At 71.2% G+C, this 20,857-nt stretch carries 20 protein-coding genes; 11 read left to right on the top strand and 9 right to left on the bottom strand.

Annotated elements, in window-relative coordinates; genetic code table 11:
* Positions 1 to 8 precede the first annotated feature (8 nt).
* The 5 genes from ABZU52_RS06095 to ABZU52_RS06075 all read right to left on the bottom strand — a co-directional run bounded on the left by ABZU52_RS06095 (position 9) and on the right by ABZU52_RS06075 (position 3,563).
* Complete coding sequence (locus ABZU52_RS06095) at positions 9 to 773, bottom strand: VOC family protein (protein ID WP_354969969.1); 765 nt, start codon at positions 771 to 773, stop codon at positions 9 to 11.
* Positions 774 to 867: 94 nt separating this feature from the next.
* Complete coding sequence (locus tag ABZU52_RS06090) at positions 868 to 1,605, bottom strand: ABC transporter permease (protein ID WP_354969968.1); 738 nt, start codon at positions 1,603 to 1,605, stop codon at positions 868 to 870.
* A gap of 10 nt (positions 1,606 to 1,615) precedes the next feature.
* Complete coding sequence (locus tag ABZU52_RS06085; protein WP_354969967.1) at positions 1,616 to 2,608, bottom strand: ABC transporter ATP-binding protein; 993 nt, start codon at positions 2,606 to 2,608, stop codon at positions 1,616 to 1,618.
* On the bottom strand, positions 2,605 to 2,916 hold the full coding sequence (locus ABZU52_RS06080; RefSeq protein ID WP_354969966.1) for a transcriptional regulator: 312 nt from the start codon (positions 2,914 to 2,916) through the stop codon (positions 2,605 to 2,607). The genes ABZU52_RS06085 and ABZU52_RS06080 overlap by 4 nt, the downstream gene beginning before the upstream one ends.
* Positions 2,913 to 3,563, bottom strand: a complete 651-nt coding sequence (locus tag ABZU52_RS06075) for a transporter (protein WP_354969965.1) — start codon at positions 3,561 to 3,563, stop codon at positions 2,913 to 2,915. Before ABZU52_RS06075 ends, ABZU52_RS06080 begins: the two co-directional genes overlap by 4 nt.
* Positions 3,564 to 3,758: 195 nt before the next feature.
* Between ABZU52_RS06075 and ABZU52_RS06070 the strand changes: the two genes are divergently transcribed.
* Positions 3,759 to 4,370, top strand: coding sequence for a hypothetical protein (locus ABZU52_RS06070; RefSeq protein WP_354969964.1), 612 nt, complete (start codon positions 3,759 to 3,761; stop codon positions 4,368 to 4,370).
* On the opposite strand, the gene ABZU52_RS06065 is transcribed toward ABZU52_RS06070, so the two are convergent.
* Both ABZU52_RS06065 and ABZU52_RS06060 read right to left on the bottom strand, forming a co-directional pair.
* Entirely contained in the window at positions 4,359 to 6,629 is a 2,271-nt protein-coding gene (locus tag ABZU52_RS06065; RefSeq protein ID WP_354969963.1) for an AAA family ATPase, read from the bottom strand. The two genes, ABZU52_RS06070 and ABZU52_RS06065, sit on opposite strands and share 12 nt — an antisense overlap.
* Positions 6,630 to 7,135: 506 nt before the next feature.
* Positions 7,136 to 8,386: a DUF222 domain-containing protein gene (locus tag ABZU52_RS06060; RefSeq protein ID WP_354969962.1), complete on the bottom strand. Its 1,251-nt coding sequence runs from the start codon at positions 8,384 to 8,386 to the stop codon at positions 7,136 to 7,138.
* A 417-nt stretch (positions 8,387 to 8,803) separates the two neighbouring features.
* On the opposite strand from ABZU52_RS06060, the gene ABZU52_RS06055 reads away from it, so the two are divergent.
* Genes ABZU52_RS06055 through ABZU52_RS06045 form a run of 3 tightly spaced genes read left to right on the top strand, consistent with a single transcriptional unit; the run spans position 8,804 to position 11,751 of the window.
* A complete protein-coding gene (locus ABZU52_RS06055) occupies positions 8,804 to 9,388 on the top strand; it encodes a winged helix-turn-helix domain-containing protein (RefSeq protein ID WP_354969961.1) in 585 nt (194 codons plus the stop codon).
* Positions 9,389 to 9,430: 42 nt separating this feature from the next.
* Positions 9,431 to 10,948, top strand: a complete 1,518-nt coding sequence (locus ABZU52_RS06050; RefSeq protein WP_354969960.1) for an MFS transporter — start codon at positions 9,431 to 9,433, stop codon at positions 10,946 to 10,948.
* Entirely contained in the window at positions 10,900 to 11,751 is an 852-nt protein-coding gene (locus ABZU52_RS06045; RefSeq protein WP_354969959.1) for a menaquinone biosynthesis protein, read from the top strand. Before ABZU52_RS06050 ends, ABZU52_RS06045 begins: the two co-directional genes overlap by 49 nt.
* 49 nt (positions 11,752 to 11,800) lie before the next feature.
* On the opposite strand, the gene ABZU52_RS06040 is transcribed toward ABZU52_RS06045, so the two are convergent.
* Positions 11,801 to 12,787 (bottom strand): hypothetical protein, encoded by a 987-nt coding sequence (locus tag ABZU52_RS06040; protein WP_354969958.1) that lies wholly within the window; start codon positions 12,785 to 12,787, stop codon positions 11,801 to 11,803.
* The gene (locus ABZU52_RS06035; protein ID WP_354969957.1) at positions 12,787 to 13,776 is read right to left on the bottom strand and encodes a hypothetical protein; all 990 of its coding nucleotides are present in this window, start codon (positions 13,774 to 13,776) and stop codon (positions 12,787 to 12,789) included. The genes ABZU52_RS06040 and ABZU52_RS06035 overlap by 1 nt, the downstream gene beginning before the upstream one ends.
* Positions 13,777 to 14,148: 372 nt before the next feature.
* Here ABZU52_RS06035 and paaA point away from each other — a divergent pair, with 372 nt between their 5' ends.
* From paaA to ABZU52_RS06000, 7 genes are all read left to right on the top strand, one after another.
* Complete coding sequence (gene paaA / locus ABZU52_RS06030) at positions 14,149 to 15,225, top strand: 1,2-phenylacetyl-CoA epoxidase subunit PaaA (RefSeq protein WP_354969956.1); 1,077 nt, start codon at positions 14,149 to 14,151, stop codon at positions 15,223 to 15,225.
* On the top strand, positions 15,222 to 15,509 hold the full coding sequence (gene paaB, locus ABZU52_RS06025) for a 1,2-phenylacetyl-CoA epoxidase subunit PaaB (protein WP_053652215.1): 288 nt from the start codon (positions 15,222 to 15,224) through the stop codon (positions 15,507 to 15,509). The genes paaA and paaB overlap by 4 nt, the downstream gene beginning before the upstream one ends.
* Entirely contained in the window at positions 15,506 to 16,231 is a 726-nt protein-coding gene (paaC, locus tag ABZU52_RS06020) for a 1,2-phenylacetyl-CoA epoxidase subunit PaaC (protein WP_354969955.1), read from the top strand. Before paaB ends, paaC begins: the two co-directional genes overlap by 4 nt.
* A 122-nt stretch (positions 16,232 to 16,353) precedes the next feature.
* Positions 16,354 to 16,815 (top strand): 1,2-phenylacetyl-CoA epoxidase subunit PaaD, encoded by a 462-nt coding sequence (gene paaD, locus ABZU52_RS06015; protein WP_354969954.1) that lies wholly within the window; start codon positions 16,354 to 16,356, stop codon positions 16,813 to 16,815.
* Positions 16,812 to 17,930: a 1,2-phenylacetyl-CoA epoxidase subunit PaaE gene (gene paaE, locus ABZU52_RS06010; protein ID WP_354969953.1), complete on the top strand. Its 1,119-nt coding sequence runs from the start codon at positions 16,812 to 16,814 to the stop codon at positions 17,928 to 17,930. Before paaD ends, paaE begins: the two co-directional genes overlap by 4 nt.
* Before the next feature lie 158 nt (positions 17,931 to 18,088).
* Positions 18,089 to 19,279 carry a cyclic dehypoxanthinyl futalosine synthase gene (gene mqnC, locus ABZU52_RS06005; RefSeq protein WP_354969952.1) on the top strand — a complete coding sequence of 397 codons (1,191 nt, stop codon included), beginning with the start codon at positions 18,089 to 18,091 and terminating at the stop codon, positions 19,277 to 19,279.
* A 240-nt stretch (positions 19,280 to 19,519) separates the two neighbouring features.
* Positions 19,520 to 20,755 carry a hypothetical protein gene (locus tag ABZU52_RS06000; RefSeq protein WP_354969951.1) on the top strand — a complete coding sequence of 412 codons (1,236 nt, stop codon included), beginning with the start codon at positions 19,520 to 19,522 and terminating at the stop codon, positions 20,753 to 20,755.
* Positions 20,756 to 20,857 lie beyond the last annotated feature (102 nt).

The raw sequence follows: 20,857 nt of genomic DNA, 5'->3' as shown, positions 1-20,857 counted from the left end.
GCGCCGGGTCAGGGGCCCAGGTCGATGACGGAGAAGAGGGCGCCCTGGGGGTCGCGGAGGGCGGCGAAGCGGCCCGCCGGGATGTCCCGGGGCGGGACCAGGATCGTTCCGCCCAGCTCGGAGGCGCGGGCCGCGGCGGCGTCCGCGTCGGCCACCGCGAAGTACACCGTCCAGTACGCGGGCAGGTCGGCCGGGAAGTCGTCGGCCAGCGGCGGCATCATCCCGGCGACGATCTGCGTCCCGAGCCGCCACCCGGTGTACGTCATCGCGCCCACCGCCTGGTCGTCCGGCTGCCAGCCGAACACCAGCTCGTAGAAGACCTTGGCGCCCTCGGGGTCGGGGGTGACCAGCTCGTTCCAGCTCATCGCGCCCGGCACGTTGAACACCTCGGCACCGGCCATGGCCAGCGGCTGCCAGACGCTGAACGTGGCGCCGGCCGGGTCGGCGAAGACCGCCATCCAGCCCCGGTCGAAGACCTCGAACGGTGGTACGACGACCTGCCCGCCGGCCCGTTCGACCCGGCCGGCGACCAGCTCCGCGTCGTCGGTGGCGAGGTACGTCGACCAGATCGGAACCTGGTCCGGGACCGCCGGCGGGCCGGCGCCGGCCACCGGTTTGCCGTCGAGCAGGAAGACCGTGTAGCCGCCCGCCTCGGGCTCCGGCGTGACCTGGCCGGTCCAACCGAACAGCTCCGGGTAGAAGCGCCGGGCGTCGGTCAGGTCCGGGGTGGCCAGGTCGGCCCAGCAGGGCGTACCCGGCGGGACGGTGCTCACGTCAAGACCCCTCTCGACCTGGGCGGCCACGGCGACCCCCTGCCGGAATCCTGGCACCGTCCCGCCGCGCACCGTGCCGAAAACGGACGAATCGTCAGCTGAACCGGCGACCCTCGTCCCGCCGGTACGCCCAGCCGGCGAGCGCCGCGAGCAGCACCACCCAGACGCCCAGCATGATCATTGCCAGCGGCTCGACGCGGTAGTCGCCGACCGCCGACCACATCAGCTCGGCCGCGCCCCGGGTGGGCAGGAAAGGCGCGATCGTCTCGATGAACCCGGGTGCGTCACCCGGCGCGGAGAGCAGGCCGCCGCCGAACGCGAGCGGCAGGAAGACCACCTGCGCCACCACGATCGCCGCCTTGCTGGGCAGCGAGTAACCGATCGCGAGGCCCATCAGCGTGAACGGCACCGAGATGACGGCCACGGTGCCGACGGTCAGCAGGAACGCCGCTGGGGTGATCTCGGCCGCGGTCAGCGTCGCGCCGATCACCACGACCGGGATCAGCGAGAGGTAGGTCAGCGCCAGGCCGGCCAGCACACGGCCGGCGAACCGGGGCGCGGGCCCGGCCGGCAAGGTCCGGGTGTACGGGTTCCAGGGCTGGTCGCGGTCCTCGGCGACACCGACGCCGTACTGGAAGATGTTGGCGCTCATCACCGAGAAGGTGACCATCGACGCGGTGGCGAAGGTGGCGCCGGCCGAGTCCTCGCCGGCGAACGGCACCACGAAAAAGATCATGGCGGCGGCCGGGAAGAAAGCGCTGCCGACGACGGCCACCGGAATCCGGATGATCTCCAGGAGTTGGTAGCGGGCGTGAACCAAAGCGAGCTGCACGGTGGCCTCCTCAGACGGCGGTGGGTCGGCCACCGGTAACGGCGGTGGTGGTCTGGCCGCCGGTGGCAGCGGTGGCGGATTGGCCGCCGGTGGTGGTGGTGGACTGGCCTTCGGTGGCCGGCTGGTCCCCGGCGGGCGTGTCGCCGCTGGTGATGGCGAGGAACGCCTCCTCGAGCGAGGTGGGTCGTACCTCCAGGTCGGTGAACGGGGTTCGGGCCGTGACCAGCGCGCGGACCAGTTCGTCGGCGTCGGTGGTGAGCAGGTGCAGCCGACCGTCGACCCGTTCGGTGCGCACCACCCCGGGCAGGTCGGGCAGGTGGTCGGCGACCAGGCTGACCCGGCGTACGCCGACGATGCCGCGCACCGCGTCCACGGTGTCGTCGGCGAGCACCCGGCCCTGCCCGATGACCACCACCCGGTGCGCGAGCGCCTCCACCTCCTCCAGGTAGTGGCTGCTCAACAGCACGGTGCCACCGTCGGCGTGGAAGGCCCGGATCGCTTCCCACAGGGTGTGCCGGGCTGCCACGTCCAGGCCCGTGGTCGGTTCGTCGAGCAGCACCAACCGGGGTCGGCCGACGAATGCCAACGCCACCGCCAACCGCCGACGCTGCCCCCCGGAGAGGCCCCCGGTCTGGCGTCGGGCGAGGTCGCCCAGGCCGAACTGGTCGAGCAGTTCACCGCGGGGCACCGGGTCCGGGTAGTGCGCGGAGACGAAGTCGACCACCTCGCCGACGCGCAGCGTGCCGGGCAGACCGGTCTCCTGCGGGGTGACCCCGATCTGCCGCCGGTTCGCCGGGTCGCGGGGGTCACCACCGAACAGCTCGACCCGCCCCGAGCTGGGGCGGCGCAGGCCCACCAGCAGGTTCATCAGGGTGCTCTTGCCGGCGCCGTTCGGCCCGAGCAGGCCGACCAGCTCACCGGCCCGGACTTCCAGGTCGACGCGGTCGAGGGCGAGGACGTCGCCGTACCGGCGGCTGGCCTGGTCGGCGCGGGCGAGGGTCATGACTGCTCCTTCGACGGGGTGGGGCCGAGCAGGGCGCGGATCGATTCGGTGTACTCCTCGAACGCCAGCCGGCCTCGCCGGCTGAGCCGGACCAGGGTCGCCGGGGTGCGTCCACGGTGGGTCTTGCTGATCTCCACGTAGCCGGCGTCCTCGAGCTTGCGCAGATGCACCGAGAGGTTGCCGGCGGTCATCGCGAGCAGCTCCTGCAAGCGGGGGAACGCGATTTTGTCGCCGTCGTTGAGGGCGGAGAGGCTGGCCACCACCCGCAGCCGGGCCTGCGCGTGAATGACCGGATCCAGCTCGGTCACGGCTGCTGTCGCTGTCGCCGCTGCTGTCGCTGGCGCGCGAGCGCGCCGGCCACCAGGATTCCGCCGCCGCCGGCCACCGCCACGACCAGCGCGTGCCAGCCCGGCCCGGCGATCGCGCCGATCAGGTTGATCACGCTGATCCAGACGCCCAGCCGGAACAGGTCCCGGTCCAGCCAGATCGCCCCGCCGGCCATGTGCAGCGCGCCGGTCAACCCGACGGCGGTGGCCGACCAGAGCAGCGCCGCCTCGTCGTGCGGCAGGTGTTCGGAGATCCGGCCGAGCCCGGCGTAGACGCTCACCGAGCCGAGAGCCCACGCATACCCGTACCACTGACCACGCCGGGCGGAGTCGCCGATCACCTGGCCGTAGGCCCGCATGCTGGCCACCGCCTGGATCGCTCCGGCAGCCGCGAGCAGTACGAAGAGGACGGTCAGCGGTAGCCAGCTCGGCAGTTGGACCAGCGCCTGCTCACCCGGGGTGAACCGGAGGAAGAAGAGCCCGAAGCCAACCAGCCAGGCGACACCCCACGGCCAGTAGAGCAGGCGGGCGTCGGGATCGAGCCGGCGTACCGTCGCGGACTGTTGGTCCTGGATCAGCCGGAGCGCGGCCGCCGCGTCGGTGGGTGGTGAATCATCGTCGGGGTTCACGCAAACTACTTTACGGCACAAAGTCGAGGCGGGGTGTCCCCGTCACGACAGGTGGGGCCTTGGTCGCGGCGAGCAGTGCCTATCGTGGGGAGTCCTGGCGACCGATCCGTCGCACCGGCCACAGGGGAGGTTCGTGGCAAGCCCGAGCAATGAGCTGGAGGCTTTGGTGCACATCGCCGAGCACGAGGGGCACCGATGACGGTCGACGAGAGCCAGGCGCGGTACGTCGAGGGGATCACCCGACTGATACCGGCCGACGAGCGGGTACGCGCGGTGGCCAAGGTCCGAGCCGGCGAAGGGCTGACCCCGGCCCCGCCCACGCAGCCGTCGGCGCCACCCGCCGCTGGTGGGCCGAGCGTCCTGAGTGTCCTGCTCAACGTGCTGTCACCGAACATCACCTTCGGTCGGGCGGACAACGCCGTCGACTGGCTCGTCTTCGGTGTCGGAGGTCGCGGCGCACCAGACTCCCAGGCATCAGTACTGCACCGGGCCCTGACCGCGGCGACGACGGGCTCCGGCATCCGTTACCTGGTACTGGGCGTCACCGACCAGCGGCTGCTGCTCGGCGCGACCGCACCCGTCGGCCTGCTCTCCAGCTCGACGGCGGACGAACGGGCTCAGGCCGACATCGAACTGCTCGGGTCGGTGCCGCGCACGACCGTCACCGCCCGGTTCGGCAGGTACCGGTTGAACTGGAAGCGGCTGCGAATCGACTTCGCCGACGGGTCGTGGCTGTCGTTCCACGTGCCGCTGGCCGACTCCGGCCGCCCACTGCGCGAGATCGCGGCGGCCCTGTCAGCCGGCTGACCCGCCGACGAGCGGGGCGGGCAGTGGCGCGACGTGCAGCACCGCCAGCCGGGACACCGCCCGGGTGAGCACCACGTACAGCCGGTGCAGCCCGCGTGGCTCGGCCGCGACGATCGCGGCCGGCTCGACCACCACCACATGGTCGTACTCAAGGCCCTTGACCAGCGTCGCCGGCACCACGGTGACCCGCTCCGCGGCCGTTACGTCGTCGGCGGTTGCGGTCTCCACCCCGGCCTCGGCCAGCGCCGCGCGCAGCCCGTCGACCGCGTCATCCGCGGCGATCACACCGACCGAGCCGTCGTGCGCGAGCGCCGCGCGCACCTCGGCCACCGTCGCCGAGGTCAGGTCGGTCACCGTACGCACGTCCAGGCCGCCGTCGCGGCGCAGCGACTCGGCCGGCGGTACGTCCACCGCGAGCGCCGGGAGCAGCAGGTTCGCGAATGCGACGACCGCGGCGGGCACCCGGAAACCGACTGTCAACGGGACCACCACCGCGTCCGGCTTGCCCAGGTGGGCAAGGGACTCCTTCCAGTCCGACGCCGCCCACGGCGCGGTGCCCTGGGCGAGGTCACCCAGGAGCGTGACCGAGCCGTGCTCGCTGCGCCGGGCGATGGCCCGACACTGCATCGGGGAGAGGTCCTGCGCCTCGTCCACCACCACGTGCCCGAACCCGGAGAGCCGTTCCAGCAGCCCGGTCGCCTCGTCGATCAGCACCGCGTCGGCGGCGGTCCAGCGGGTCGCCTTCGGGGTACGGGCCGGCTTGGCCCAGCTCAGCTGCGCCTGCTCGGCTTCGCTGAGCAGCCCGTCCGCCGCGGCGGCGAGCCGGTCCGGGTCGGAGAACAGGCCGTGCACCAGCCCTTCCGGGGTGAGCGCCGGCCAGACCGCGTCCAGGAAGTCGAGCACCGGCCGGCACCGGCTCATCCGGCGTAGCCAGGCATCGCTCGGCGACTCCGCACGCCGCGCCTCGGCCTGCCGTTGCAGCAGGCTCACCACCCGCGCCTGGACGCGTTCCCGACCCGTGCCGTACGGCAGCCCCTCCCGGCGGGTCTCCTCGACGATCCGGTGCAGCGGCTCCACCCCGATCCGCCAACGGAACGAGCCGTCCGACACGGTGATCGAGTCGGTCGGGGTGCCGATCCGTGCCTGCACCGCGCGCCGCAGCACACTCGCCATCCGCACGTCGTGTTTGAGCGCGGCCACCGCCGGCGACTCGACCGCCCGAACCGGCACCCGAGAGATCAACTCCTCCACCGTGGCCTGCTCGACCTCGACCTCACCGAGCGCCGGCAGCACCGCCGCGATGTACGACAGGAAAGCCCGGTTCGGCCCGACGATCAGCACACCCGCCCGCCGCAACCGCTCCCGGTGCAGATAGAGCAGGTACGCCGCCCGGTGCAGACCCACCGCCGTCTTCCCGGTACCCGGCGCGCCCTGCACACAGATCGAGTCGGCCAGGTCAGCCCGGACCAGCTCGTCCTGCTCCGGCTGGATCGTGGCGACGATGTCCCGCATCGGCCCGACCCGCGGACGCTCGATCTCGGCGGTGAGGATCCGACTGGTCGTACCGAGTTCCTCGCCCCGATCCAGCCGCTCATCCTCGAAGCTGGTCAGCACACCGTTGCTGAACCCGAACCGACGCCGGACCGCCACCCCCTGCGGATCCCGCACACTCGCCCGGTAGAACGAGCGGGAAACCGGCGCCCGCCAGTCCAGCACCAACGGCTCGCCACGCTCATCGGTGACGTGCCGCCGCCCCACGTGATACCGCCGCCCGTCATGATCACCGGTGGTGTCGGGCGCGGTCGGGTCGCTCGTGGTCCTGCTGGCTGTGGTTCTGTCGTTGTCCGGGCTGCCGTGGTCGGCGGTGCCGTGGTCGGTGGTGCCGTGGTCGGCGGTGCCGTGGTCGGCGGTGCCGCTGTCCGTGACGCCGTGGTCGACGGTGCCGTGGTCGGTGGTGCCGCTGTCGGTGGTGCCGTTGTGCGTGGTGCCGGCGAAGTCGAGGCGGCCGAAGAAGAGCGGTGTGGTCGGGTCGTCGGCCAGCTCGGCGACCCGGCGGGCCAGGGTGCGGCCGAGTGTCTCGGCCGCGTACGCGTCGCCGGCCACCTGGTCACCGGTGGCGAAGAGAGACTCGGCCCGCTCCCGCATCCGAGCCAGCGCCGCCCGGGAGGTGGTGAGGTGCGCGCGTTCGGCGGCCAGGTCCGCGTCGAGGTCGGTGGCGAGGTCGGTGGCGAGCTGGGGGTCGAGGTCAAGTGCGGGCATGCTGACGTCCCATCGTTCACATCTGCTGCGCGCTCGCGTGTCCGGGGGCGGATGGCCGGCCGCCCGGCGCGAAGACGTCCGTTCCGGTGCAGCTCACCTCGGCCGTCAAGCGGCCTGCAACCATACGCTCCCCAACCCGCCTCAGCCAGCGAATTACCGACGCGGCCACCCATCCGATACGGCGGTTGCCCGGTACGGAGTCGCCATGCTGCGCCCAGGGTCGTTTCTCCCGCGCCAGCCCTCCGGCCGGCTCTCGCGCCGCGCTTGTCATGCCGCGCCCGCCGTGCACCGTGATCAACTCGGCTTTCATGAAATCGCGGTGTCTGGGCCGGTGCGACGCCCCGTTTTCCAGGAAGCCGAGTCGATCACCGGGAGACGCGGCGTGGCGGCAAGGGTCAGTGGGGTTTTCAGGGGGTTGTCGTGCTCAGCGTTATCCCGCCCGGCTGCTGATCGTCCGGTCGCGGTGCGGGACGCAATCGTCGGCGGCGTGGGTGTGGTCGGCGGCATCAGCAGCGCCGGTGGTAGAGGTTGCGACGCGGGGTGCGCAGCGGGTCGAGCCAGCTGGGCGGGAGGAAGTCAGGCCGGCCGTCCGCTGCGATACGGACCGTCCAGTCGCCGCGGTGGATGAACCGGTGGTGGTAGCCGCAGAGCAGCACCGCATTGCCCAGCGCCGTCACCCCACCGTCGGCCCAGTGTCGGATGTGGTGGCCATCGCACCATCTCGGCGGCCGATCACAACCGGGAAAGGCGCAACCCCCGTCGCGCAGGACCAGCGCGCGCCGCAGTGGGCCGGTGAAGAGCCGGCGCTGGCGACCGACGTCCAGGACCTGGCTGTTGCCGTCGAGCACGACTGGCAGCACACCGGCGTCGCAGGCCAGGCGGCGGACCGCGCCGGGCGTGAGGCGCGTGCCGGTCTCCAGTGTCCCGGCGTGTACGCCGTTGACCAGCGCGTCCAGCGCCACGGTCACCACCAGCTGAGGACGGTCGCCGCCGTTGTCGGGCAGCTGACCGGTGCGTAGCGCCAGTCGGCAGATTTCGCCCAATGCGTCGGCGCGGCGCTGACCAGGACTGCGGTCATCGTGCTCACCGGCTGGGGCGCAGAGCGGATCGATCGCCTCGCGCAGCAGGCTCGCGGTTTCGGTGTCGAGGTTGCCGCTGAGGCGTACCTGCCCGTTGTGCTGCTCGGAGAGCGTGACGTGCCGACGGGCCTCGGCCCGCTCGGTGGCCCGCTCAAGTGCCTTCAGCTCAGCCTGCTCGGCCAGTTCCGGGGCGACGTGCGTGAGGACTCGCTCACCGAGCCGGCTCAGGCTGGTCGGATCGAAACGGTCTGCCCAGGTAACCAGCAGTTGGGTGGCCTTGTCCGCTACGTCGGGACCGGCTTCCACCGGGAGGGCGGCGATCGTCTCGGCCACCACCCGACCCTGCTCGACGGTGATGGCACCGCTGAGCAGCGCGTCGCGCACCGCTGGCGGGGCGGCGTCGATGGTGGCGGCGAGCTGAACCAGCTGACGCGCACTGCGACCGGAGAGCCGGAGCCGCTCCCGCAGCCAGACTGCGGTGGACGAGGCACCTTGGGCGACCGCCACCCCGCGACCGTCCAACTCGCGGACCAGACCGAGCTGAACGGCGGCCAACCGCTGCGCCAGCAGCTGAGTCGCGTCGAGAGAAGCAAGTAACTCGTCATCGGAGAGCCCCCAGAGCGCGGTCTCGGTGCAGTCGTCAACCGCACCGCCCACCTGCGCCAACGCCTCCAACATGAGACCACACTAGAACTGATGTACGACACTTTCAGGCTCGCGTTGATCGATGGGTCGAACCAGTTTCGTCGATCACTGCGAACCACCCCATGCGCCGCGCTCGCCCTTGCCGCGCTCACACTCCCAGCGCGCCCGCCGGGTCGAGGCCCGCCTCCCTTGCCGCGCCTACCTCCCGCTCCGCGCCCATTTCCCGCTCCGCGTCGATCTCCCGCGCCGCGTCGATCTCCCGCGCCGCGTCGATCTCCCGCGCCGCGCCGATCTCCCGCTCCGCGCTCGCGACGTGCCCGCTGGCGCCGCCAGGTCCCGGTCAACTCGGCAAGCTTGCTGCCGCTGGTTGCGGGCGTGGCGGACGCGCGGGGGTCCGAGCGGGACGTGGGGGTGATGGCAGGTGAACCGACCTGCCGGGATCATGGGCCTATGACCGAGGCTCGCCCCGATTCGCGCCGGATGACGATCAGTGACCCGCAGGTGATGCGGGCGATGGCTCATCCGGCCCGGATCGCGATCATGGAGTACCTGAACAGTCGCGAGAGCGGTGGGACCGCCACCGAGTGTGCCGAGATCGTCGGGCTGTCGCCGAGCGCAACCAGTTATCACCTGCGTGCGTTGGCCAAGTTCGGGCTGGTGGAGCAGGCACCGAGTCGGGGGGACGCGCGCGAGCGGCTGTGGCGCGTACCGACTTTGAGCGTAATGGTCGAGGCGGGTCGTGATGCCGGGCCTGAGGCGCGTGCGGCCGAGCAGGCGCTGGTGGAGGCGCAGGCCGTCCGGGACTTGGAGCGGACCCGAGACTGGCTGCGGCGCGCCGGGAATGAGCCTGCCGAATGGTACGACAACGCGCTGTTCAACGACTCGCTGCTGCTGCTCACCGCCGACGAGTTGGCCGAGCTGAACGCGGCGGTCCTGGCGCTGCTCCGGCCGTACCACCCACGGCGGCGGCACGGTGATCCGCCGTCGGGGGCGCGCACTGTTGCTGTGCAGTACCGGACGGTGCCGCTGGCATAGACGGGGTTGCATGAATCAGTTGTGAAGCATTATTTTCGAAGTATGTCCTTCACAACTGACGAGTCGCGCTGGCCGGACGTCTGGCTCGCCGCCGCTGCTCGGGGCACCACGATCTGCGGCGACTTCCTCGCGGCGACCGCTCTGGCGCTGGCCCTGCAAGGTGCCGGTGCCGGTGGGCTGGCCGTGTCGGGGCTGCTGCTGGCTGCCACGCTGCCCCTGGTGGTGCTCGCCCCGCTCGCGGGCCGACTCGCCGACCGGACGGACAGCCGTACCCTGCTGGTGACCATCGGGTTCGCGCAGGCCGCGATCTGCGCGCTCCTCGCCGTCGTCGAGCATCCGGTCCTGGTGGTTGGGCTCGTCACCCTGCTGGCCTGCGGGCTCGCGGTGACCCAACCCTGCCTGGCAGCGCTCTTGCCGGCGATGGTCCGTACCGCCGATCTGCCGAGAGCCAGCGCCATCAGTCAGACCGCCGGCTCGCTCGGTGCGCTCGGCGGCCCGGTGCTGGCCGGCCTGCTGGTGGGGCAGTTCGGCACCCGCGTACCGCTGCTTCTCGATGCCGCGACCTACCTGGCGCTCGTGGTCGCGGGCCTGCTGCTGCGGACCCGACGCGGCGGCCGGCGGCCCGCCGCCAGCCCGACCGCCGCGAGCAGCGGGGCCGCCGTGAGCAGCCCGGCCGTCTCGGGCGGCGTGGCAACCCCCGGGGGTACGGAGATCAGCTGGCGGCTCCGCCGTGATCCGCTGATGCTCGTCATGGTGGTGAGCACCGCCGTGGTGATCGCGGCGATCGGCGGCATCAACGTGATCGAGGTCTTCTTCATCCGGGAGACGTTGGACGGTTCGCCCACCACGTACGGCCTGGTCAGTGCCGCATGGATGGCGGGCATGCTGCCGGGTGGCTGGCTCGCCGCCCGACTGGCCAAGCGGCTCGACGACGACGGCGCGTTGGTCCGCGGGGTGCTGGCCACCCTGGCCGTGTGCAGCCTGATGGTGCTGCTCGCGGCGACGGTGCCGGCGGCGGGTGTGCTGGTGCCGCTCTGGCTGGTGGGCGGCGCGGCCAACGGTGGCGACAACGTCTTCGCCAACCTGCTCACCGCCCGGAGGGTGCCGGAGGCGATGCGTGCTCGGGCGTACGCCAGTTATGGCGCCGCGGTACAGGGTGGCTCGATGGCGGGCTTCCTGATCGGCGGCGCGTTGCTCGCGGCCGTTCCGCCTCGGCCACTGATCGCCGGTGCCGGCGTCGTCGGGCTGCTGGTGGTGCTGGTCTTCGTGCCGGTGGTGACCCGCGCGGCACGACGGTCGTCGCTGGCCGACGCGCCGGCGGGCAGCGGGCAAGCAGCCGACGCGCCGGCGGGCAGCGGGCAAGCAGCCGACGCGCCGGCAGGCAGCGGGCAAGCAGCCGGCGCGCCGGTGGGCAGCCGGGCCAGCCGGCAATCAGCCGGGTCAAGTGCGGGGTTGGCCACTCCGGGCCGGCCCGCCGAGCCGGAGCCAGCCGTCGGGGATACGGTCGGGCCATGGCTGAGCGCATCGCACGCCCGCGGGTCGGGCACATCCAGTTCCTGAACTGCCTGCCGATCTACTGGGGTCTGATGCGCTCCGGTGCCCTGCTCGATGTCGACCTGCACAAGGACTCGCCGGACCGGTTGAGTGCGGCGCTGGTCGCCGGTGACCTCGACATCGGCCCGATCACGCTGTTGGAGTACCTGAAGCACGCCGACGAGCTGCTGCTCCTGCCGGACCTGGCGGTGGGCAGCGACGGGCCGGTGCTCTCGGTCAACATGGTCTCCACCCGGCCCCTCGCCGAGCTGGACGGTGCCCGGGTGGCTCTCGGCTCGACCTCGCGGACCGGGGTCATGCTGGCTCAGTTGCTGCTCGCCGAGCAGTACAACGTGCGGCCCGAGTATTTCCGCTGCCCGCCGGATCTGACCCAGATGCTGCTGGAGGCCGACGCCGCGGTGCTGATCGGGGACGTGGCACTGCGGGCGTACCACGAGGCGCCGCAGAAGGGCCTCACGGTCACCGACCTCGGGCAGGCGTGGCGGGAGTGGACCGGGCTGCCGATGGTCTTCGCCGTCTGGGCGGTCCGCCGGGACTTCGCCGCCGCCCACCCGGGCCTGGTCAAGGAGGTGCACGAGGCCTTCCTGCGCTCGCGGGACCTCTGCCTGGCGGAGCTGGACCAGGTCGCGGAGGCGGCGGCGCGCTGGGAGGCGTTCGACGCGGCGACGCTGGCCACGTACTTCCGGATCCTCGACTTTTCCCTTGGCGACCGGCAGGTCGCCGGGCTGCGCGAGTGGGCCCGGCGGGCCGCCGCCATCGGCGAGGCCCCGGCCCTGCCGGACGGCGGCCCCGAGTTCTTCGCCGGCTGACCGGGCTGGCCCTGGAGTCGGAACCCCCAGAACCCCGGGCCTGAGCGGCTCAGGTGCCGGGGCGGAGCAGTGCCTCGGTGATCTTCTGGCAGTTCTTCATGCCGTAGTCGTAGCCCATGTTGATCGGGTACTTGACCATCACGCCCATCGTCCAGGTGTCGCCGATGGCCAGGCAGTTGATGTGCATCTCCTGCTCCTTGGTCCGGTCGATCCACCCGTTCTTGATGGCGATGTTCTTCTGCTCGGCGGCCGGGAAGGCCTTGCGGATACCGAAGTCGCCGGCACCGCGAACCAGCTTCATCTCGTTGAGCAGCCACTTGGTCCACGTCGGCCCGGCGGCCGTGCCGGTGGCGATGCAGTTGCCCATCCGGGCGGTGTCCCGTGGGGAGAGCGCCGTCCGACTCCAGCCGCCGTCGGGGGCGACGCTGCTGTCGGTCAGCTTGCACATGGAGATGAGCCGCTTGATCGAGGCGTCCCGGCCGACCAGGTTGTAGAACTGCTCGGCCCGGGTGTTGTCGCTGTCCCGGATGATCCGGGTGGCGTCGGCGAGCTTCGCGTCGCTCGGGGTCTGGCCGGCGTCGGCGGCGCGACGCAGGTAGTCGGCGACGATCCAGGACTTGATCATCGAGGCGGTCGTGCTGGTCTCGTCCATGTTCTTCGAACCGATGATCTTTCCGGTTCGGCGGTCCAGGACGCTCCAGGCGTACCAGCCCTCGATGTTCAGATCGAGGTCCTTGGCCACGAAGGGCAGCGGCTCCAGCGACGGGCTGGGGCTCGGTGACGTCGAGGACGGCTGGCGGGCGCTGCGGTCGGTGCCGGCGCCGGTGGGGCGGTCGCTGGTGCTGGTGTTGGTGTTGGTGTTGGTGTTGGTGCCAGCATCACCCCACCTGGCCGCGGCGGACGACTCGAACGGTGAGCCGGGCAGCAGCCGCAGCGACACCAGGACCAGCCCGATCAGGATGACCGCGACGGCGATCAGCCGAATCGTGGAGGTCTCGCCGCCGCCGCGCCGGTCGCCCCGACGGGTGCCGGCCATCAGAGCTTCCCGACCGGCTGCTGCGGCACCTTGAGCGCGGCGCCCGGCTGCGGGGTGACCAGTTGGGTGGTCACACTGGCGCAGACCTTCGCGCCGTAGTCCAGACCGGTCTTGATCGGGTAGCGCAGCATCACCGCGAGGCTCCACTTGTTGGTGACGGCGAGGCAGTTGACGTGCCAGTCGCCGTCGCCGTAGATCGGGGTCCAGCCGTTCTTCATGCTGACCGGGCCCTGAGCGGTGATCGACTTCGGTAGACCGTCGATGATCCCCCAGCGGCCACCACCGGACGAAGCCTTCTGGTCCTTGGCCGCGGTGGTGCCCCTGACCTTGCTCATCTGGTCCAGCACCCACTTCGTCCACTTCGGGCCGGCGGCCTTACCGTCGGCGATGCAGTCGCCGACCCGGACCGCGTCCCGGGGAGACATCCGGGTGAAGCTCCAGAAGCCGGTGTACGGCTGGACGTTACCGCGCTTGGTGTCGGTCAGCCCGCAGATCTTGATCGCTCGCTGGATCACCGGGTCGGGGATGCTGCTCGACGAGGGCTTGTACGAGCCGCCCGCGGCGGCGTAGACCTTGTTGGCCGCCCCGTCGTTGCTGTCGATGATGGCGAGTCGAGCCGCCTCCTTCAGCGCTGCGGACGGCTCCTTGTCACCGAGCTGTCGCAGGTAGTCGGAGACGATCCATGCCTTGATCATCGACTCGGTGGAGCTGGTCGCGGTCATGTTCGGCGACCCGGAGATCTTGCCCGTCTTCCGATCCAGCAGGGCCCACGAGAAGAACTCACCCTTGAAGTTCACCGACACCGGACCGGCCGCCAGGGTGGGCGGCGGTGGCGGGGTGGGAGCGGGCGCGGCGACGCTTGACGTGCCGCCGCCACCGCCGCCGCCACTATCGTCGCTGGCGAGTCGGGCGTACGCGGTGGGGACCAGTAGGACGCCGCCGAGCACGACCGCCGTGATGGCGAGCACCAGGGTCACGCGAGATCGCATGAGTGGGTGAACTCCAGGTGTCAGGGCCGGGGGGACCGGCATGTCGTCGGGACGAATCGGGTGCGATCGCCGAGGCCGGGGGAGGTGGCCTCTGTGGAGATGTCGATGCTTGGCAGCCGATTGGTTGTCCGGCAGAAGTCTACGTCCGGACCGGCCGGCCGCCAGGGTTCGACACTAGGCAACCTGCGATAAAGGCGGGATATGGGGCCGGTATGAGGTTTTTGCAAGGCTTCACCTTTGTTTCGTGGCCTAAGTCACGGCGGCCCGACGACGGCCAGGTAGCACAAAGCACTCATTCGACTACGGATGGGATGCCCGGATTCCTGTTACACCCCCTGGTGCAACGTGGCGGAAGCTGTAACACTTAGCCTCATGTATGGCAACGACTTCTCCGCCCCGAACGACGCCCCGGACGGGGTGCCCGGCGGCCTGCTGGGCGAGGTCGAGGCCGCCGAGGCTGAGCTGCGGGCTGCGGCGGCACGCGGGCGGCGCGGCGGGCCCGCCCCGGACGAGGACCTGGCGGCGTACTTCGCCGAGGTGGTCGACGCCGAGCAGAAGATCGAGCCGCGCGACTGGATGCCCGACGCGTACCGGCGGACGCTGATCCGGCAGATCGCCCAGCACGCCCACTCCGAGATCATCGGCATGCAACCGGAGGGCAACTGGATCAGTCGGGCGCCGTCGCTCAAGCGCAAGGCGATCCTGCTGGCCAAGGTGCAGGACGAGGCAGGTCACGGCCTCTACCTGTACGCCGCCGCGGAGACCCTCGGCATCAGCCGCGACGAGCTGGTCCAGCTGCTGCTCGACGGTCGCCAGAAGTACAGCTCGATCTTCAACTACCCGACCCTCAGCTGGGCTGACGTGGGCGCCATCGGGTGGCTGGTGGACGGCGCGGCGATCGTCAACCAGGTGCCGCTCTGCCGCTGCTCCTACGGCCCGTACGCCCGCGCGATGATCCGGGTCTGCAAGGAAGAGTCGTTCCACCAGCGGCAGGGCTACGAGATCCTGCACACCCTGGCGCACGGCACCCCCGCGCAGCAGGCGATGGCCCAGGACGCGGTGGACCGTTGGTGGTACCCGTCGCTGGCCATGTTCGGCCCGCCGGACGGCGACTCCACGCACTCCGGCCAGTCGATGGCCTGGAAGATCAAGCGGTTCTCGAACGACGATCTGCGGCAACGCTTCGTCGACATGTGCGTCCAGCAGGCCGAGATCCTCGGGCTGCGCATCCCCGACGCGGACCTGCGCTGGAACGACGAGCGGCAGGCGTACGACTACACCCAGCCGGACTACGACGAGCTGATGCGGGTGATCTCCGGCGACGGGCCGTGCAACCGCGAACGGATTGCCAACCGCCGGGCCGCGCACGCCGACGGCAGCTGGGTACGTGAGGCCGCCGCGGCGTACGCCGCGAAGCGGGCGGAAAAGAAGGAGAAGGTGGCCGCGTGAGCACCGAACACTCGCCGTTGTGGGAGGTCTTCGTGCGGGCCCGGCGCGGGCTGTCACACACGCACGTCGGCAGCCTGCACGCCCCGGACGCCGAGCTTGCCCTGCGCAACGCCCGTGACCTCTACACCCGCCGCCAGGAGGGCGTGTCGATCTGGGTGGTGCCGGCCAGCGCGATCACCGCGTCCAGCCCGGACGAGAAGGACGCCTTCTTCGACCCGGCCGCCGACAAGGTCTACCGCCATCCCACCTTCTACGAGGTGCCGGACGGGGTGGCACACCTGTGAACGGGCCCTTCGACTTCACCCTCGCTCTCGCTGACGACGCGTTGATCGCGGCTCAGCGGCTGGCCGAGTGGACCACCCGTGCCCCGGAGATGGAAGAGGACATCGCGCTGGCCAACATCGCCCTCGACCAGCTCGGCGCGGCGCGCCTGCTGCTGTCGTACGCGGGCGAGCTGGAGGGCGCCGGGCGCGACGAGGACGCGTTGGCGTACCTGCGCGACGACCGCGAGTTCCGCAACGCGCTAGTGGTCGAGCTGCCCAACGGCGACTTCGCGGTGACGATGGCGAAGCTGTTCTTCTTGTCGGCGTACCAACTGCCGCTGTACACGGCGCTGGCCGGCTGTGCGGACGAGCGGTTGGCCGCGATCGGCGCGAAGGCGCGCAAGGAGTCGGCGTACCACCTGGACCACGGCGCGCTGTGGGTGAAGCGGCTCGGTGACGGCACCGAGGAGTCGCATCGTCGGATGCAGGCGGCCGTCGACCAGGTGTGGCCGTACACCCATGAGCTGTTCGCCGCGGACCCGGCGGCGCCGGTCGACCCGGTCACCCTGCGGCCGGCGTTCGACGAGGTCGTCGGCCCGGTGCTGGCCGAGGCGACGCTCACCCGGCCGGAGAGTGCCTGGGCCCCGGCCGGCGGGCGGGCCGGGGTGCACACCGAGCACCTTGCCTACCTGCTCGCCGAGATGCAGGTGCTGCACCGCGCCCACCCCGGGGCGACCTGGTGAGCACGAGGAGCGCAGCGCAGCGGAGCCCCGCAGTCGCGAACGAAGACGGCTCGGTGAGCGCGAGGAGCGCAGCGCAGCGGAGCCCCGCAGTCGCGAACGGCACCGACAGGGCGAGCGCACGGATGGCCGTCGCGAGCGTCGTGGACCCGGAGATCCGGGTCATCACCATCGACGAGCTGGGCATCCTGCGGGCGGTCGAGGAGGATCCGGCCACTGGTCGGGTCACCGTCACCATCACCCCGACCTACACCGGCTGCCCGGCGATGGACGTGATCCGGGCCGACATCAGCCGCGCGCTCGCCGCTGTCGGCCACCCGGACGCCGAGGTCCGGACCGTCTACAGCCCACCGTGGAGCACCGACTGGATCTCCGAGGGTGGGCGGGCGAAGCTCGCCGCCGCCGGGATCGCCCCGCCGGCCCCGGTGCCCGCCCCCGGCGTCGTGTCGTTGACGCTCGCGGTCCGCTGCCCGCGGTGCGGCTCACCGGAGACCGAGCAGGTCAGCCGGTTCGGCTCCACCGCGTGCAAGGCACTGTGGCGGTGCCGTTCCTGCTCCGAACCCTTCGACCACCTGAAGGCGCTGTGACTGTCACCATCACCCGCCCGGTTCGCCGCCGGCCGGTCTTCCACCCGTTGTCCGTCGCCGCCGTCGACCGGCTCACCGACGACTCCGTGGCGGTGACCTTCGCCGTACCCGAGGAGTTGCGGGAGACCTTCGCGTTCCGCGCCGGCCAGCACCTCACCGTGCGTCTTCCAGGTGGCGCCGCGCCGGACGGCGCGGACGTGCGCCGGTCGTACTCGATCTGCTCCACCCCGGACGATCTGGCCCGGCACGGCCGGTTGCGGATCGGGGTACGGGAGATCCCCGGCGGCGCCTTCTCGGCGTTCGCCTGCGGGGCGCTGCGCGGCGGCGACACCGTCGAGGTGCTGCCCCCGCTGGGCACCTTCACCACGGCGTTCGCGCCGGACCGCGCGCGGCACTACGGCGCTGTCGTCGCCGGCTCCGGCATCACCCCGGTGCTCGCGCTGGTCGCGACCGCCCTGGCCGTCGAGCCGGCCAGCACCTTCACAGTGGTGTACGGCAACCGCACGGCGAACACGGTGATGTTCGCCGAGGAGTTGGCCGACCTGAAGGACCGCCACCCCACCCGGCTGCACCTGGTGCACGTGCTCTCCCGGGAACAGGGCGAGTCGCCGCTGCTCTCCGGTCGGATCGACGCCGAGCGGCTGGGCCGGTTGCTGCGCACCATCGTGCCGGGCGACCTGATCGAGGAGTGGTTCCTCTGCGGCCCGTACGGCATGGTGGTCGACGTCCGGGACGTGCTGACCGCACGCGGGCTGCCCGAGTCGGCGGTGCACACCGAGCTGTTCCACGTCGACACGCCACCCGAGCCGGTGCGCCGACCCGTCGACCAGGCGGGCGCCGGGGCCGAGGTGACCATCGTGCTGGACGGCCGGTCGTCGAGCTTCACCATGGGTCGCGAGGAACGGGTGCTGGACGCCGCGCTGAAGGTGCGGGGCGAGCTGCCGTACGCCTGCAAGGGTGGCGTCTGCTCGACCTGCAAGGCGAAGGTCGTCGACGGCGCGGTCACGATGGCCCGCAACTACGCGCTGGAGCCCGACGAACTGGCCGCCGGCTACGTGCTGACCTGCCAGTCCAGCCCGACAACGGACAAGCTCACTGTCGACTACGACGCCTGAGCAAGCACCCGTATCGCAGATCTTGGACAGTTTCCGTCACGCCTGAACGGAAACTGTCCAAGATCTCGGGCCGGACAGGCCGGGCGTCGTACTGGGGTGCTCGTCACCGGCGACGGAGGGGCGCGTCGGCCGCCGAACGGGCGACGTAGGCTCGGGGTGTGACGGTGAGCCGGGAGATCGACGACATCCTGCAGCGCGGCGCGGACGGCGGGCGGATCACGCCCGAGGAGGCGCTGCTGCTCTACACCGAGGCGCCCTTCCACGCGCTCGGCGAGGCGGCGGACGCGGTGCGTCGGCGGCGCTACCCGGACAACGTCGTCACGTACCTGATCGACCGCAACATCAACTACACGAACGTCTGCGTGACGGCGTGCAAGTTCTGCGCGTTCTACCGGGCGCCCAAGCACAAGGAAGGGTGGACCCACCCGACCGAGGAGATTCTGCGCCGGTGCGGCGAGGCGGTCGAGCTGGGCGCCACCCAGGTGATGCTCCAGGGCGGGCACCACCCGGACTACGGCGTGGAGTACTACGAGGAGCTGTTCTCCTCGGTCAAGCAGGCGTACCCGCAGCTGGTCATCCACTCGATCGGCCCGAGCGAGATCCTGCACATGGCCAAGGTCTCCGGGGTGAGCCTGGACGAGGCCATCGCCCGGATCAAGACCGCCGGCCTGGACTCGATCGCCGGTGCCGGCGCGGAGATGCTGCCCGAGCGGCCCCGCAAGGCCATCGCCCCCCTCAAGGAGTCGGGCGAGCGCTGGCTGGAGGTCATGGAGCTGGCCCACCGGCAGGGCATCGAGTCGACCGCCACCATGATGATGGGCACCGGCGAGACGCACGCCGAGCGGATCGAGCACCTGCGCATGATCCGGGACGTGCAGGACCGCACCCGCGGGTTCCGGTCCTTCATCCCGTGGACGTACCAGCCGGAGAACAACCACCTGAAGGGCCGCACCCAGGCCACCACGCTGGAATACCTGCGGCTGGTCGCGGTGGCCCGCCTCTTCTTCGAGACCGTGCCCCACCTGCAGGCGTCCTGGCTGACCACCGGCAAGGACGTCGGGCAGCTCGCCCTGCACATGGGCGTGGACGACCTCGGCTCGATCATGCTGGAGGAGAACGTCATCTCCTCCGCCGGTGCGCGGCACCGCTCCAACCTGCACGAGCTGATCGGCATGATCCGGTCGGCGGACCGGATCCCCGCACAGCGCGACACCCTCTACAACCGGCTCGCCGTGCACCACACGCCGGCCGACGACCCGACCGACGAGCGGGTGGTCTCGCACTTCTCCTCGATCGCGTTGCCCGGCGGCGGCGCGGGGAAGTCCCTGCCCCTGGTGGATGCGCGTTGACCACTCGGCTCCGCGACAACCGATGGTCCACCAGCTGAACGGTCACCCACGAATGCCGGTTCGGTGACTCTTGTGCCGACGGTCACCGTCGATCCGGGATAGCAACCGTCATCAATCCGGACAATCCTCAAGTCACTCGCGACGTCACGGCCGGCTTCCCCCAGCTCGGGGCTGGCGGCAGTGATCGATGCCCGCTAACGTCCCCGCCCGTACCTTTTCTCTAGCCCGCGGGGGGCGTTCATGATCTTCCGTAACCGGCCGCTGGCGCGAGTCGGCGCGGTCGCGCTGCTTGCCGGTGGTCTCTGCGCGATGGCCGCCGCGCCAGCCACTGCCGCAATCGACGGCACCGACCTCTCGATCAAGGCCGTCGTCGGCGCGAAGCTCGCCGAGGGAACGCAGGTCAAGGCGGCGTTCGCCAAGGTCACGAACAATGGTCCGGGCACGCCGCGGGCACTTGTGGTCAAGGCCGACACGTCGCAGATCGATTTCGACAAGGTGGCGGTCATCCCGGCCGGCGGCGAGTGCAGCGGCGAGGGCACCGTCAAACCCGTGCTCTGGACCTGTGTCGTGGCCGCGGAGGACATCCCGGGGCCCGGGGGGACCATTGAGCTGCCGATCGTGCTGATCAAGCGGACGCTGGAAGTCGACGAGCCGTACTCCGCGCCGGTCACCGTGACCATCGAGTCGCCGGACGACACCACACCGGGCAACAACTCGGCCACCGTTCGCGTCGACGTCAGCGACGAGAGCGGCGTCGATGTGGGCGTGATCGCGAGCGACGTCAAGACCGCGCTCCGCCTGGTCGACGGCGTGGTGACGGAACAGGCTCCGCTGTACGCGGGTGACCGCGCCGTCTTCGTCGGTGAGATCGTCAACCAGGGCGACCGGATCGCCAAGGGTCTCGAGTTCACCGTCCAACTGCCGAAGGGCGTCACCCTCACCGAGCAGTACGAGGGCTGCGAGTACTCCGCCGACAACCGCACCGCAACCTGCACCGACGATGACTTCCTGTTCGGCGAGTCAGTCGGGGCGCTGATCACCTTCCCGATCGTGGTGGCGGCGGGCGTGCCGGCCCCGGCTGCGCTGCCGGGCGGTTCGCTGGCAGCCAAGGCGCTCGGCGTTGCCCCGGCCGGTACCCCGGTGCCTGGGGCGGCCCACCGGAGTGCGATCAAGAACGTCAAGGCGGTGGCCGCAGCTGAGCGTGTCACCGACGTGGACCCGTCGGACGACCGGGACGACTTCGCGGTCATCGTGGCAGCCAAGGCCGGCTCCGGCGGCGGCGACAGCCCCGGTGACAACCCCGGCGAGGGTGGCCAGGGCGGCTCCGGCGGCGGCCTGCCCGTCACCGGTACACAGGTGGGTCTGGTCGGCGGAATCGGTGCGGCGGTCCTGATCACCGGTGGTGTGATGGTGCTGGTCGCGCGACGCCGCCGGGTGGTGCTGGTAACGCCGGGCGACGAGCGTACGGCCGACTGAGGCGGTCCTCCATCGACCCATGAGGGTCGTTCATATAACGCACGGCAGTACGGGCGGGATGGGTGACCATCCCGCCCGTACTGTCTGCCCAGCTCAGGCCGG

This window comes from Micromonospora sp. NPDC005220 (assembly GCF_040607895.1).
Taxonomy (GTDB): Bacteria; Actinomycetota; Actinomycetes; order Mycobacteriales; family Micromonosporaceae; genus Micromonospora.
This window is presented reverse-complemented; position numbering and strand designations above follow the sequence as displayed.